The organism is Treponema sp. B152, assembly GCF_024181665.1.
GTDB lineage: Bacteria > Spirochaetota > Spirochaetia > Treponematales > Treponemataceae > Treponema_B > Treponema_B denticola.
Genome location: NZ_CP058668.1, coordinates 2,374,174 through 2,388,420 on the forward strand (window position 1 = coordinate 2,374,174; position 14,247 = coordinate 2,388,420).

Genomic DNA, 14,247 nt, shown 5'->3' on the forward strand with positions numbered 1-14,247 from the left:
CCGCTCATTGTGGAGCATCAAGGCTTAACATGGTTAAGCCTTTTTTTTGTTAATTACTCAAAATTATAACTTATTTTTTTCTACCTGTCCACAATTTATATTGAATTATTTGAGTTATCTACTGCTCTCTATAACTTTTCACAAAATGCTTGCCTAATTTGCCGTTTTAGGGTATAATATCATCCATATATGACGCGCGGATCAAAAGGTTCTGACAGTAAAAAAAAGCTCGCCTCCCCTGAAGACATTTTAAAACAGGTCTTCGGATATGACGAATTTAGGCCCTTCCAAAAAGAAATTATAGACAGCCTTCTCCAAAAAAAAGATGTCCTTGCGGTAATGCCCACAGGAGGCGGAAAATCTTTATGCTATCAGGTTCCGGCCCTCATTTTTGAAGGGGTAACTATAGTAGTTTCTCCCCTTATCTCTCTTATGCATGACCAAATTTGCGGTTTGGAAACTATCGGTGTTGAAGCGGTTACCTTAAACAGCTCCTTGGATTGGGAAAAATATGCCGATAATATACGCCGTATTAAAAACGGAGAAGTAAAAATTCTTTATGTTGCTCCTGAAACGCTGGCCAGTGACCGATGTAAAGAGCTGCTATCTTCAATAAAAGTGGATTGTCTTACAATAGATGAAGCTCACTGCATTTCAGAGTGGGGTCATGATTTTAGGCCGGAGTACAGGCAGTTGGCTGAAATACGCAAACTCTTAAAAGAATCGGCTTGCCTTGCCATAACGGCAACAGCAACCGAAAAGGTTCGCTCAGATATAAAGAAAATACTAAAGCTCAAAACGCCAAAGGAGTTTGTTGCCGGTTTTAACCGCAAAAACATTTTTTTGGAAGTTAAAGAAAAGCAAAAGCCTTTTGAACAGGCTTCGGACTTTCTAAAAGAACATAAGGGCGAAAGCGGAATTATTTACTGTTTTTCCCGCAAACAGGCAGATACCTTGGCCGTTCAATTATCGGTTTTAGGCTATAATGCAAAACCCTACCATGCGGGACTATCCGATGAGCTTAGACAAAAAACTCAAAACGATTTTATCAATGACGATATAGAAATAATTGTAGCAACCGTGGCCTTCGGGATGGGAATAAATAAGCCCAACGTAAGATTCGTTATTCATTTTGATTTACCCAAGAGTATTGAACAATACTATCAGGAAATAGGCAGAGCAGGCCGAGATGGAAATCCGGCTCATGCTCTTTTACTTTTTTCGGCTGCCGATATTTTTAAGCTTAAATTCTTGATGCAGGATAAATCTCCCGATGAGGTAAAAAAAGCCGAAGCAATGCTTTCCGCCATAAGTAATTATGCTCAAGCCAATAGCTGCCGCCGACGGGCGATTTTAAAATATTTCGGAGAAAATATTTCCGAAGGAAAATTAAAAGAAATACAGGGCGATGCTCCGTGCTGCGATTTTTGTTCCAGAGAAAAAATAGAAAAAACCGATTTGACTGTTCCTGTGCAGAAATTTTTATCCTGCGTTGTCAGAACCGGATGCCGATTTGGAGCAAGCTATATAATCGATGTTCTTTTAGGCTCAAAGCAAAAACGAATACTTGAAAACAAGCATAATGATCTTTCCGTCTGGGGTATAGGTACGGAATTCAATAGGGAAGGATGGTTTAATCTTGTCCGTATTCTATTAGCGGAAGACTATCTTGTAAAAGATGAGGATTACTCGGTATTATCGCTTACCCAAAAAGCAAAAGAAGAGCTCCAAGCCCGAACAAGTATCATGCTTCCTTTTAATTATGAAAAAGACAATTCCGTTAAAAAAGAAGTAAAAGAAAAATCAAAACCTCAAACATCTGAAAATACTTTAGATGCTTGCAGTAAGGCAATAGTGGATGCACTAAAACAAAAGCGCAGGGAGCTTGCCGATGAGGCAAGGGTTCCGGCCTATATTATTTTTTCGGATAAGACCATCTTTGATTTGGGCTTAAAAAAACCTGCAACAACTACCGATTTAGATAATATCTTTGGAATAGGAAAAGCAAAGAAAGACAAATACGGGGATATTATTTTAAAGACAATCTCATCTGCCCGTAAAAATAAATAAGCAATAAAAAAGGGATTTCAATATTTTTGAAACCCCTTTTTATTTTATTTCTTTAGCGGAACAAGAGGAATCCGTTCAAGCTCAGCACTTTTTCCGTACGCCTTCTTCACTGCAAGAGCAGCAGCATCAAAATTATCAATCCTTTTTATTTCACTAATATCATAAAACGGCATTGAACATTTAATGGTAAAATCTCCAAGGTATACAAATTTCACATCTTCCGGTATCGTTAGCTCTGATTGGATTGGTAAGGTCAATTGTGCACAATATGCGTTACCAAAGAAATAAACTAATTTATACAAGTTAATAATTCGCTTATTTGATTGTAAGGTAATTTTCTTCATAACAAAATCGGTTTTTTGCGGATCTTCATCACATTTAGCCGACAAAAAATATTTATGAACGAGATAATTTACATATATTTGATCGGTAGCAACACTTCCATCATCAAAATCAAAATTGCCGAATTTTATATTGCGATAGTTTGAAAAAAAAGCACTATCAGGAGTTGGTAAAACTTTTAAACTAAAAACCAAAACAACCTCTCCTTTTGAAGGCAGTTTTTTTTTCTCTTCATCAGCGAATACAAATCCTGTGACTATAAATAATAATAAACACAAGATTTTAAATAATTTATTTTTTTTCATTTTCCAACTCCTTTATTCTTGCTTCAATAAGCGGTAACCATGCTGTATGTTGTAGCAACTTTTTTATTTTTAAAAGACATTTTAATTCGTACTGAGCACTATCTTTACGTGCCAAAGGTACAATCATTCCTGCCTTTCCTTCCGTAACAAAATCATAAGCACCGATAAACATTAAGCCTTTTTTATGTGTTACAAATGCTATTTTACCTTCCGCACCTAACTGAGGCGAAAAAGTAGTTATTACATTAAAATTTACATTACGTAAAGACGCTAACTGAAAAGCCAGGTCGGTTTTAAACGGTGGAAAACAAAAGATACTTCCATCTGAATAGGCCCCCGGGAATACAAAAGGTGTTGTATAAATAGGTTCTTTTGAGGGATCGGATTGAATGTACAATTGTTCTGTTGGTATTTTTAAATATCCAAACGCAAGGCAATCTTTTTCGGGATCACCCATTGTTTTAAGATTGACCTTTTTCCCATTAATACTGGCATGACCTGTTTCAGATAATTTTTTAAATCCGCTTAACATAGTACATGAAGCAGCCAAACATACAGTCAAAATTAAGATTGTAAGGAGGTAAAATTTTTTAAGTAGTTTTTGCATAAAAATTTCTTCCTATTGACCAAAATCAAAATTTAGTCAATAATATTATTCAGTTATGAATATTCTAATTGATAAATTTAAAGAAGTCTTAATGTCGGTTTTACCCATCGTCATTTTGACTACTATCTTGAATTTTGCATTTATTCATATCGATTACAGTGTCTTTATTAGATTTTTAATCGGGAGTGTATGCATAATATTAGGGCTGGCTTTCTTTCTGTTTGGAATCGAAATGAGTGTTACAAAAATCGGTTTGCAAATGGGAAAAGAAATCACAAAAAGGAATAATATTCTGATTTTGATTTTAGGAGGTTTTGCCCTTGGTTTTTTAATTTCAATTGCAGAACCCGATTTACAGATTTTGGCAAGTCAGGTAAATACAGTAACAAAAAGTGGAATTCCGGCATTAAGGCTCATAGTAGTTGTTTCTATCGGTGTTGCAGCCTTTGTGGTTTTCGGTATTTTGAGAACCGTATTTAATATTTCTCAAAAAATCATTTTTGCTCTTTCTTACGGCGTAATATTTTTGCTCTCTCTTTTTTCGTCTTCCGAATTTATTTCGATATCCTTTGATTCTTCGGGAACAACTACGGGAGCAATAACCGTACCCTTTATTTTGGCCTTAGCGGCCGGTGTTTCCGAGATGAAAAAAGACTCGGCCGCATCCGAAAGAGACGCATTCGGACTTGTCGGTATGGCATCGGCAGGTGCAATCGTCGCAGTTCTGGCTTTGAGTGTATTCGGGAAAACAAAGGAAATATCCGCCGACGATTTTGTCTTCAATTTGGATATACACTCACAAATCTTCTATCCCTTTGCGAAACATTTTTTGCCGGTACTTTATGAGTGCCTTTTGTCCCTTTTACCCTTAACGTTAATATTTTTAATTACAAATTTTGTAAGTATAAAGTTGAGGGCCAAGGATTTAATTCCCATTATTAAAGGGCTTATAATTACATTGATAGGTTTATTTCTATTTATGTGGGGAGCAAAATCCGGCTTCTTGGATGTAGGAATAGCTATGGGAAGCCGCTTAGGAGAAATAGGCACGCGGTCCTTAATTCTTTTTATCGGAGCTCTGATAGGCATTGTTTCTATTTTGGCTGAACCGGCCGTTTATGTTTTAACTGTACAAATAGAAAACGTAACTAGCGGCCATATTCCGCGTAAGATAGTTTTGACCTTTTTATGTATAGGCGTCAGCTTTGCAGTAATGCTTTCGTTATTAAGAATTATAGAACCGTCCTTTCAGTTATGGCATATGCTTCTACCCGGATATATAGTTTCTCTTTTATTATCAATCATTGTTCCGGATCTTTTTGTAAGTATAGCCTTTGATGCCGGAGGTGTTGCTTCAGGCCCCATGACAGCGACCTTTGTTTTATCCCTTGCTCAGGGCCTTGCTAATTCCACTCCGACAGCAAATGTATTGATAGACGGATTCGGTATTATAGCTGCCGTCGCATTGGCTCCTATTATTTCGTTACAAATTTTAGGATTAATATTTAAGATTAAAAGCGCAGGAGAACAAAAATGAAAGATTTTTCCCTTCTGATTATTTTAGTACCTTTTGGGCGTGCACGTAAAATCGTAAGATACGCTAAAGATAAGGGCCTTACCGGAGCTACAATAATGATTGCCTTCGGTACGGTAAAAAGTAAAGTTCTTGATTTTTTGGGTATTCAAGAAACAAGAAAAGAGTTGATTTTAACGGCCGGACATGGAGATTTTTTAGACGGTCTTATGGATGAGCTAAATAAAAAGTTCAATCTTACTCGTAAAAATTTCGGCATAGCATTCCGTATGCCTTTAAGTTTTATTAATATTAAAAATACCCTGGATGATGAAAAGCCCGTATTTAAACGGGAGGAGGTAAAAACTATGAAGTCTGCAATATTTACTGTTGTTAATAGAGGAAAAGCAAGTGAAGTCGTTGATGCTTCTTTAGAAGCAGGAGCAAGAGGGGGAACAATAATCCATGCAAGAGGATCGGGGCTTAACCAAACAAAGCTTATCTTTGACATGGAGATTGAACCCGAAAAAGAAATCGTTTTAACCATCGTTGATGACGATCAACTTGAAAATGTTGTTGAAGCAATCAGAAAAAAATCCGATGTAGAAAAAGAAGGGCATGGAATTCTTTTTGTTATTCCTGTAAGCAAGGCTTACGGTATAAAATAGGTGTTTATAAAATGAACGAACCTCCTCCGCAATGGTTTTATGTTTTACTTTTAATTATTCTACTTTTTTTATCGATGATGTTTTCATCGGGAGAAACAGCCTTTTTATCCGTAAATAAATTGAAAATAAAATATTTACGCGAAAAGAAAAATAAAAAGGCCGCAAGAGTTGAAAAAATTTTAAAAGATAAACAAAAGTTTTTAACAACTTCTTTAATTGGAAACAGTCTGGTAAATATTTTAATATCGGTACTATTAACAGCTTTAATGGTAGAGCTTGTGGGGGCTAAGGGATTAAGCATTGCAGTCACGGCTACAACTATTGCAATTTTAATTTTCGGAGAGATACTTCCTAAATCGGTTGCTTTAGTTTTTTCCGAACCGATAGCCTTAAAATTTTCAGGCTTTATTTTGTTTTTAATTAAAGTACTTGCACCTCTTGAATGGCTCTTTTCGGGTTTTACAAAATTCTTTTTAAAATTTTTAGGTGTGAAAAATCTGCAATCGAATGAGGCCTTAACCGATGCAGACTTAAAAGATTTCTTTGATGTGAGTCAAGAGCATGGAGATCTTCGCTCGGAAGAAAAAGCCGTCCTCGAAAAAATATTAAGCTACGGCGATATAACCGTAAAAAATATTATGACGCCAAGACCGGATATAATAGGCCTTACAGCTGATGTAAACCCTGAAGAAATTATAGAGCTTTCCCATTCTTCAAGATTTTCAAGATTTCCGGTTTATGAAGAAGACATAGATGAAATTATCGGTATTTTTTATATTAAAGATTTTTTGTTTTCGGAAGCGGCTGCAAAAGATTTCTTACAAGAATCAAAAGAAAAATTCGATATAAAAAAATATTTACGTAAGCCTGTTCTTGTTTTTGAAAATACCGAGCTTTCAAAGTTACAGGAAATATTTAGAAAAGAAAAACAGAACATGGTTGTGATTATCGACGAGTACGGCGGAACTTTAGGTATTGCAACTCTTGAAGATTTAAATGAAGAAATATTCGGGAACATAGCCGATGAATACGATACGGATGATGCCGCAGCAGAGGATCCAAATCTTGATAATATAAATGATGAAGCAACTCAAAATCTTAGTCAAACCATTTTAGGCAGCATGAGGCTGAGCGATTTAAATGAGAATCTAGGAACTTCATTTTCTTCCGAGTATTATGACACAATAGGCGGCCTTATTATGGAAAAATGCGGAGAGGTTCCGCAAATAGGTTCCACCATAAAAATAGAAAACTATAATTTCACGGTTATGAAAACCGAGGGAAACAGAATAAGCGAACTGCAAGTAAATATTGCGGGAGATGAAGAATGAAATTTGAATTAGCTTTAATGATAATAGAATTTATAGCTCTTCTTTTTTGCGCATTTTTCTTTTCTGCAACCGAAACGGCAATTACTGCAATTACAAGAACCGAATATAAGGCAATAAAAAAAAGCCGGACAAAAAAAAGCCGAAGACTTGCTTTTCTTATTGAAAGGAAAGACGAGATTGTAAGTGCAACTCTTATAGGTACCAATTTTGTAAACACCCTTTCTTCGGCTTTGATAACAGCCTTTGTGATAGATATGTATGGCCAGCAGCATATTCCGGCAGCTACTGCGATTACAACGGTTCTTATAATTATCTTTGCTGAAATTTTACCCAAGGCTGTAGCTGCTTATAATGCCGTAGAAATTACAAAAACATTTTTAGTACCTCTGTCGGTTGTAAGGTTTCTTTTAAAACCGTTTATTTTTATTTTTTCCCTCATGTCTAATTTTATTATTAAACTTGTTTCAAAAAAACAAAACAATCAAAACTCCGAACTTTCCGAAGATTATTTGGAAACTCTTATAAATATAAGTTTGGCAGACGGGACTTTTCAAACGGGCGAGCATGAATTAATTAAAAGAGCTGTAAGGCTCCATGAATTAAAGCTGCAAAGCATAATGACAAAAAAGGAGGACATTGTCAGCCTCGATATAAATTCATCACTCGAAAATATGGTAAGCATTTTTCGTAAAACTATGTTTTCCCGTCTTCCCGTTTACAAGGGTGAAAAAGATAAAATAATAGGAAGCGTGCATTATAAGGATATTTTATTTTATAGAAGCCATAATACGGAAATGGATATAAATAAAATTATAAGACGGGCTCTGTTTATTCCGAAAACAGCAAATATTTTTTCGGCTATAAAAACGATGAGCAAAAATAAAAGAAATATGGCCTTTGTTATAGATGAATACGGTTCCACTGCGGGACTTATCACAATTGATGATATAAGCACGGCTATCTTCGGTTCCATTCAAGATGAGTATTCTAAAACAAAAACCAATCCATTAAGCGGAATGAAAATTGTTGACGGTACGCATATTTTGATTCCAGGGGCTGTCCCTATAATTCAGCTTAATAGTATTTTAAATACCGATTTTCATTCGGATTATAATGATACTATAGGAGGCCTCATTCTTGAAACGGCAGAATATCTTCCCAAGGAAGGAGAACTAATTACTATAGGAGAAGTCGAGTTTAAAGTAGAAAAGGTTGAAACAAGTAAAATTATTTCTCTTATTGCAGATGTGTCTAAACTTACGGCTGGGGCACAATTCCCAAAAGCTTTTCAATAATATCGTCAGCGGTTAAGTTATCGGCTGCAGCTTCATAAGAAAGTTTAAGTCTATGCCTAAGAGCCGCATATGAGACGGCTTTTACATCTTCAGGAATCACATAATCTCTTCCGTTAAATAGAGCCTTTATCTTTGCACATTTTTGAATAGCTATTCCGGCTCTTGGAGATGCCCCGTAAAGAATGTAGCTTAGGTAGTTCCCGTGAATATAGTCATCCTGCTTTACATTTTTTACAGGCCGTGTTGCTGCAATTATTGAAACTATATAGCTTGTAATTTCGGGGGAACACTTGACTTGTTCTACAGCATTGCGGAGAGTTTCTAAGTTTTCCGGCGTCAAAACGGCTTCGGCCGGACTGCTATTTGAGCTTTGACCTAGGTTTTGTCCCATGTTTTGACTCGGCCTTAAGCTTGAAAATTTATTCACTATATTTATTTCTTCTTCAATTGAAGGATAGGGAACGAATAACTTTAACAAAAAGCGGTCAAGTTCGGCTTCGGGCAGGGGATAGGTACCTTCCTGCTCGATAGGGTTTTGTGTTGCGAGTACAAAAAAAGGCGCTGGTAAAGAAAAAGAATTTTCTCCGATTGTAACCTGTCCTTCGGCCATGGCCTCCAAAAGTGCAGACTGAACCTTTGCAGGAGCTCTGTTTATTTCATCGGCCAAAACGATATTTGCAAAAACAGGCCCCCTCCTTACGGAAAACTTACCGATACTTTGCTGATAAATCAGGGTTCCTATCAAATCGGCAGGAAGAAGGTCCGGCGTAAATTGAATACGCTTAAAACTTACATTGGACAGCTCTGCAAAGGTTTTTACTATGAGAGTTTTTGCAAGGCCAGGCACACCTTCAAGGAGCACATGGCCGCCTGCGATATACGCAGTTAAAATTCCTTCTATGAGTTCTTGCTGGCCCACAATCCGTTCTGCCATCTTTGCTTTAAAATTTTCTACTATCGTTTTATAGCTTGTATCGATCATAGTATCATTTTACGCCTTATGTTAAAATTTTGCAAGAGGTTGAAAGAATTGAGCCTTTTTAAGTTTCCGTATAATACTTAGCCTGCAAGCTATAAAGCTCCTTGTACTTGCCTTCTTGGTTTATAAGAGTGTCATGGTTCCCGTCTTGGACAATCCGTGCATTGTCGAATACAAGAGTCCTATCCGAAAATTTTGTAACCGCCATTCTATGCGAAATATAAAGAGAACACTTATCCGCAAAAAAAGAATCGAACTGCTCATAGATTTTATTTTCGGCTTTTGGGTCGAGAGCGGCTGTCGGTTCGTCTAAAATAACTATCGGAGCGTTTTTATATGCGGCTCTGGCTATTGCAATTTTTTGGCCTTCTCCTCCTGATGGAGTAAAACCTGCATCGTCAAAATCACGGTATACCAAGGTTTCCAAGCCCTTATCCAATTTATCGGTAACTTCTTTTAAGCCCGATGCCGAAACGATATTTTCCAGACGCTTTTTGTCTTCTTCGGTTTTATCATTCCCGAAGGTAATATTTTCTTTTATGCTAAAAGAAAAAAGTTTAAAATCTTGGAAGACGGCGGCAAACCAAGTTTGATAATAGTTATAGTCTATTTCTTTTATGTCGATACCGTTAATCAAAATTTTTCCTTCGGTAGGCTCGTATAGGCGCATTAAAAGTTTTACAAAGGTTGATTTACCTGCACCGTTTTCTCCTATTATGGCTATACGCTCTTTGGAATTAAATTTAACGTTTACATTTTGTAAGGCAAACTTTTCGCTTGTGCCGTACTTAAAAGAGATGTTTTGAAATTCAATGTCAAAGTTTTCAGGTAAAATAGGCTTTCCGCCTTTTGTATTTTCCATAGACGGCATATTAATGTATTCTTTAAAAGCTTCAAAATAAGTGTTGAACTGCGAAAGCTGAACTACGGTTTTTATAATTTCGGATAGTATTGAAGCGAACGAACTTACTGCTGCAAGATACATTGTAAAATTTCCTACCGAAAGAGTAGAGTCTAATGTTTGCTTAATTACAAAAAAATAGCTTATGATTAATTGAACGGCAAAGGTAAAAGAATTAAAGGCGCCGCTTATAAAACGGGTATTGGCTATGTTATTATAAAATTTTCCGAGCACTTTAATTTGCTGATTGTATTTTTCTAAAAACCACGGAGCTAAATTATAAGTACGGATTTCTTTTCCGTATTGAAAATCTTCCATTTTTTTAGAATAGTAGCCGATACGCCTTTCCTGCACGGATTGTTCCATGCGGTATTTTATCCCATGTTTATTTGTTTTTGCAAAGACCAAAGAATTAAGAGCGACAATTATAATGACTGCAAGTACAAGCCATGGGCTTAAAATTGCGATAACGGAGATAAGACCTGCAAAAGTGAGCAGTTTACCGAATAAACCGACGGAGTCTTCTAAGATTACGGCAAATCCGTAACCGCCTGAATATGCATATTGATCCGCCTTTTGTTTTAAGTTTAAGAATTCGGGAGTTTCAAGCCGTTCATAATCTATCTGCATTAATTTTTTTCCTATATCGGCTTGGAATCGCTGAAAGGAGATGCTTTTTAAAATAATTGTAGAGCGGTTTAAAACTGCAGTTATAAGACTTATTGCAAATAAGGTTCCGGCATATATGAGTAAAAACCTAACAGCTTCTTCTTTATTTTGTGTTGTAAACAAAGCATCGATAATGAACTTAGGCAGCACCACCGCCATTACAGTTTTTACGGCATTTAAAATTTCTTTTAATAAAATGACAACAGGAAAACGTTTGTCAAGCCGCCAACACATAGCAAAATAATACGAAGCACCCTTAAACATCAACACCCTCTTTTCTAAAAAATAATATATATAATATAATATTATATATGGTATAATATTGTCAAGATATATGTTCTCAAAATTAGACGGAGTTTATCGGTTGTAAACTTAAGATTTTTTAGAGGTTCCTAAAATTTTAAAAAATCCTTTTTTTGCCTGCTTAGCAGATTCTTCCTTTTGAGGCGGTATAAAGTTGTTGATAAATTTAGTTAAAGCACCATGCTTAGATGTATCAATTAAAAAATATGTTATATCGCCTAGTGTTGAAAAGACAGGTATTAAAAGATTGTCCCCTTGTTCTACAGGAAGATGACTTATTGATGCTTCCTTAAAGGCTTCTCTGATATTTACTTGAGGTATAAGGTCCGAAATATTTAAATCTTTATTATAATTTTTTTCCATTTTGATTTTTTGAGAGGCATCTATAATTTCTCCGTTAAGGTTGACTACAACAATAGGTATATCTATCATACTAATCAAGCTTCTCATCAATCCGTTAAGACTCGCGATTTTTAAACTTTTTTGTGCTGTAATTGTGCTTGAAGCTTCAAGGGCTTCTTGTAAAGCAAACCCTGCCGGACCCAGCTTTTTTATTTTTTCTTGAGATAAAATTCCTCCTGCTCTTATAGTTTCCATTAAAGTAAAAAAATCTTTTTTCTTTTTTATTGCGCCTATTATAATATTGATAGTTATGATCAGTTGCAAACCTGAAAATATAAAGCCTAAAAACAAAACAAATTCGGAATCTCCTTTGAGAGGGATTCTCATACCAACGCTATATGCCCAAAAAGCTGTTATTATCATAAAAAGAAATGAGATTACTAAACTTATAAACAATAGTTTTTTTTCAATAAAAATCATATTTGCCCCGTTACATATTTCTAAATTCTTCAAGTTTTATATTTGAGCCTATCAAAAAAAGTTTATCGCCCTCTCTCAACTCAAAATCATCTTCCGGATAGTGCATAACCTCCTGTTTGACAGGATTACCGACAGAATCTATATCCAAAGCCATTCTAACAAGAGCAATCAAAGTAATATTGAATTTTTCTTTTAGAGCAACGGAACCGACTGTTTTTCCTATAAAAAATTTCGGCACAATGATTTCTCTTATCGAAAAATCTTTTGTAACTGCAATTGAGTCCATTACATCGGGAGAAATAAGCCGCCTCGCAATTCTTGTTGCTGCCGATATTTCAATATTTAAAACTTCGTTTGCTCCTACCCTTCGTAGAACTGTTGCGTGGAGAGGTGAAACGGCACGCGCTAAAACATAGGGAATATCTCTTTGCTTTAAAAGAGTAGTTGTTAAAACGCTTGCTTCTATATTATTGCCGATGGCGACTATGGCGACTTCTACATCATCCAAAGGGGCTTTTAAAAGAGCTTCTTCATTTGTAGTTTCTACAAGCATTGCTGCCGGAACGATTTTTTTTATTCTTTCGACGGCTTGAATATCATGATCGAAGGCAACCACTGAAGCACCTCCGTCTACAAGAACTTCACAAATTCTTGAACCGAATTCTCCCAAACCTATGACTGCAAAGTTTTTATTTGTTTCCATATATTTTCCTCCCATTATCCTATTGCTATATTTCCATAAGGATATTCTATATCATCATTTTTTTGTTTTTTACCGGCCGCAGTTAAAAAAGTTAAGGGGCCTACTCTTCCGATAAACATTAAGATTATTATTACTATTTTACCGGCCGGTGAAAGCGCTGCCGTTATTCCTGTAGAAAGCCCCACGGTTGCAAAGGCCGAAACGGTTTCAAACAACAATGCTAAAAAAGGAAGGCTTTCGGTAATTGTTAATAAAAAAATTCCAACTGAAATTGCCGCAAGCCCAAAACCGAAAATTAAAAAAGCTTTTTTTATTTGTTCTTCAGGCACCGAAACATTTTTGATTACAACCGTTTTTTGATTTTTTAAAAAAGATTTAAAAAAAGCAAAGACTACTGCAATTGTATTCAGCTTTATTCCTCCGGCTGTACTTCCTGCAGCTCCTCCCATGAACATTATGAATATCATAAAAAGCAAGGTTGCATTTGTCAAATTAAGGAAGGAAACCGTAGAAAATCCTGCGGTACGCAATGTTATAGCTTGAAATAAACTTGCAAGGTATTGAGTTCCCAAAGACATCTCTTTCATAGTATTGCAATGCTCAAGTAAATAAAAAAGAGCAAAAGAAATAAAAAGAATAAAAACCGTAAGGCTTAAAATCATTTTTGTATTTACCGAAATTAAATAATCTGTCTTTTTTTTCTTTAAAAATGTATTTTTTATATCTGTCCTAACCTTAGCTAAAACATCATAAATAACTGCAAAACTTATTCCGCCTAAAATTATGGTAAAGCCTATTGTTAAACTGATAATAATATCGGAGGTAAAAGATTCCAAGTTGTTTGAAAAAAGAGCAAAGCCCGCATTACAGAATGCGGATATTGCATGAAATAATGCAAAGCCTAGGGTTTTAAGATTGAAGCCTAAAATGCGTGAAAACCCTATAAATAAAAATACAGCACTTAGGGCCTCTATAAAGAATGTAGATAAAACAATTACTCTTAATGTTTTAAAAAGGTTTGACATGTCATCTTCACTGACCATGTAAGAAATTGTGAGCTTTTCACTGACCGTCATTTTTTTTCGGAAGGCAAGCATTCCGAAAAATGAAAAAACCATTATGCCTAGTCCTCCGACTTGAATTAAAACAATCAGAATAAATTTTCCGACTATGGTAAGTTCGGAAGAAACATCTATAACACTTAAACCTGTAACGCATACGGCAGAAGCAGACGTAAAAAGTGCCGTTAAAAAATTTAAGGGAGAGCCTTTTGCAGATGCTGCAGGAAGCATAAGTAAAAAACTGCCGATGATTATTACCATAAAAAAAGAAATAATCAAAGTACGGGCAGGGTTTGAAATGATTTTCGCAGTTAATCCGGCTCTTTTGCTTATCAATCTAATTATTTTTCCGAACAAAAATATGTTTTTAAAAATATCAAAAACAATACTTAGCTCTTCAGAAATATTTTTAAAACCTATTTGTATTTTAAAGATAATAAATACCGATGCAAATATTACTATCGCTAAAAAGTTTGGAAGATTATTTTGAAAATATTTTCGTATATACTTTTCCTGCTTGACGGCAAAAAAAGTTTCTGCAAGAACAGCAATAAGAATAATAATGTCTATTGTATGGATAATAATTCCGGGTGTATTTTCGGTATAAAATTGCTGTAAAAATAAAAGTATAAGGCTTAAAGCGAAAGCCATAACGACAAAATAATCTCGCTTTCTCAT

The 14,247-nt window shown here is 35.4% G+C and carries 12 protein-coding genes; 5 read left to right on the forward strand and 7 right to left on the reverse strand.

From position 1 onward, the window contains the following. Positions 1 to 189 precede the first annotated feature (189 nt). Positions 190 to 2,070, forward strand: a complete 1,881-nt coding sequence (recQ, locus tag HYB91_RS11135; protein ID WP_002676670.1) for a DNA helicase RecQ — start codon at positions 190 to 192, stop codon at positions 2,068 to 2,070. 44 nt (positions 2,071 to 2,114) lie between these two features. Here the strand turns inward: recQ and HYB91_RS11140 are convergent, their stop codons facing one another. Both HYB91_RS11140 and HYB91_RS11145 read right to left on the reverse strand, forming a co-directional pair. Continuing rightward, positions 2,115 to 2,717 carry a hypothetical protein gene (locus HYB91_RS11140; RefSeq protein WP_002676669.1) on the reverse strand — a complete coding sequence of 201 codons (603 nt, stop codon included), beginning with the start codon at positions 2,715 to 2,717 and terminating at the stop codon, positions 2,115 to 2,117. Next, positions 2,704 to 3,324 carry a hypothetical protein gene (locus HYB91_RS11145; protein ID WP_002676668.1) on the reverse strand — a complete coding sequence of 207 codons (621 nt, stop codon included), beginning with the start codon at positions 3,322 to 3,324 and terminating at the stop codon, positions 2,704 to 2,706. The genes HYB91_RS11140 and HYB91_RS11145 overlap by 14 nt, the downstream gene beginning before the upstream one ends. A 55-nt stretch (positions 3,325 to 3,379) precedes the next feature. Here HYB91_RS11145 and HYB91_RS11150 point away from each other — a divergent pair, with 55 nt between their 5' ends. Genes HYB91_RS11150 through HYB91_RS11165 form a run of 4 tightly spaced genes read left to right on the forward strand, consistent with a single transcriptional unit; the run spans position 3,380 to position 8,131 of the window. Continuing rightward, the gene (locus tag HYB91_RS11150) at positions 3,380 to 4,861 is read left to right on the forward strand and encodes a DUF1538 domain-containing protein (RefSeq protein WP_002672894.1); all 1,482 of its coding nucleotides are present in this window, start codon (positions 3,380 to 3,382) and stop codon (positions 4,859 to 4,861) included. Continuing rightward, complete coding sequence (locus HYB91_RS11155; protein ID WP_002666310.1) at positions 4,858 to 5,505, forward strand: P-II family nitrogen regulator; 648 nt, start codon at positions 4,858 to 4,860, stop codon at positions 5,503 to 5,505. Before HYB91_RS11150 ends, HYB91_RS11155 begins: the two co-directional genes overlap by 4 nt. An 11-nt stretch (positions 5,506 to 5,516) precedes the next feature. Continuing rightward, positions 5,517 to 6,836 carry a hemolysin family protein gene (locus HYB91_RS11160; RefSeq protein WP_002676667.1) on the forward strand — a complete coding sequence of 440 codons (1,320 nt, stop codon included), beginning with the start codon at positions 5,517 to 5,519 and terminating at the stop codon, positions 6,834 to 6,836. Beyond that, positions 6,833 to 8,131 carry a hemolysin family protein gene (locus tag HYB91_RS11165; RefSeq protein ID WP_002676666.1) on the forward strand — a complete coding sequence of 433 codons (1,299 nt, stop codon included), beginning with the start codon at positions 6,833 to 6,835 and terminating at the stop codon, positions 8,129 to 8,131. The genes HYB91_RS11160 and HYB91_RS11165 overlap by 4 nt, the downstream gene beginning before the upstream one ends. Here HYB91_RS11165 and HYB91_RS11170 read toward each other — a convergent pair. From HYB91_RS11170 to HYB91_RS11190, 5 genes are all read right to left on the reverse strand, one after another. After that, positions 8,094 to 9,113, reverse strand: a complete 1,020-nt coding sequence (locus HYB91_RS11170; protein ID WP_002676665.1) for an AAA family ATPase — start codon at positions 9,111 to 9,113, stop codon at positions 8,094 to 8,096. The two genes, HYB91_RS11165 and HYB91_RS11170, sit on opposite strands and share 38 nt — an antisense overlap. A gap of 58 nt (positions 9,114 to 9,171) precedes the next feature. Next, positions 9,172 to 10,944 carry an ABC transporter ATP-binding protein gene (locus HYB91_RS11175; protein ID WP_002676664.1) on the reverse strand — a complete coding sequence of 591 codons (1,773 nt, stop codon included), beginning with the start codon at positions 10,942 to 10,944 and terminating at the stop codon, positions 9,172 to 9,174. A 108-nt stretch (positions 10,945 to 11,052) separates the two neighbouring features. After that, complete coding sequence (locus HYB91_RS11180; protein ID WP_002676663.1) at positions 11,053 to 11,805, reverse strand: hypothetical protein; 753 nt, start codon at positions 11,803 to 11,805, stop codon at positions 11,053 to 11,055. 10 nt (positions 11,806 to 11,815) lie between these two features. Next, the gene (locus HYB91_RS11185; protein ID WP_002666331.1) at positions 11,816 to 12,508 is read right to left on the reverse strand and encodes a potassium channel family protein; all 693 of its coding nucleotides are present in this window, start codon (positions 12,506 to 12,508) and stop codon (positions 11,816 to 11,818) included. Positions 12,509 to 12,522: 14 nt separating this feature from the next. Beyond that, a complete protein-coding gene (locus tag HYB91_RS11190) occupies positions 12,523 to 14,247 on the reverse strand; it encodes a TrkH family potassium uptake protein (protein ID WP_002676662.1) in 1,725 nt (574 codons plus the stop codon).

Excerpts from the sequence above, each read along its gene's own strand:
- HYB91_RS11190 (WP_002676662.1), bottom strand. The coding sequence starts at position 14,247 with ATGAGAAAGCGAGATTATTTTGTCGTTATGGCTTTCGCTTTAAGCCTT.
- HYB91_RS11170 (WP_002676665.1), bottom strand. The coding sequence starts at position 9,113 with ATGATCGATACAAGCTATAAAACGATAGTAGAAAATTTTAAAGCAAAG.
- recQ (WP_002676670.1), top strand. The coding sequence starts at position 190 with ATGACGCGCGGATCAAAAGGTTCTGACAGTAAAAAAAAGCTCGCCTCC.
- HYB91_RS11165 (WP_002676666.1), top strand. The coding sequence starts at position 6,833 with ATGAAATTTGAATTAGCTTTAATGATAATAGAATTTATAGCTCTTCTT.
- HYB91_RS11185 (WP_002666331.1), bottom strand. The coding sequence starts at position 12,508 with ATGGAAACAAATAAAAACTTTGCAGTCATAGGTTTGGGAGAATTCGGT.
- HYB91_RS11140 (WP_002676669.1), bottom strand. The coding sequence starts at position 2,717 with ATGAAAAAAAATAAATTATTTAAAATCTTGTGTTTATTATTATTTATA.
- HYB91_RS11160 (WP_002676667.1), top strand. The coding sequence starts at position 5,517 with ATGAACGAACCTCCTCCGCAATGGTTTTATGTTTTACTTTTAATTATT.
- HYB91_RS11150 (WP_002672894.1), top strand. The coding sequence starts at position 3,380 with ATGAATATTCTAATTGATAAATTTAAAGAAGTCTTAATGTCGGTTTTA.
- HYB91_RS11175 (WP_002676664.1), bottom strand. The coding sequence starts at position 10,944 with ATGTTTAAGGGTGCTTCGTATTATTTTGCTATGTGTTGGCGGCTTGAC.
- HYB91_RS11155 (WP_002666310.1), top strand. The coding sequence starts at position 4,858 with ATGAAAGATTTTTCCCTTCTGATTATTTTAGTACCTTTTGGGCGTGCA.
- HYB91_RS11145 (WP_002676668.1), bottom strand. The coding sequence starts at position 3,324 with ATGCAAAAACTACTTAAAAAATTTTACCTCCTTACAATCTTAATTTTG.
- HYB91_RS11180 (WP_002676663.1), bottom strand. The coding sequence starts at position 11,805 with ATGATTTTTATTGAAAAAAAACTATTGTTTATAAGTTTAGTAATCTCA.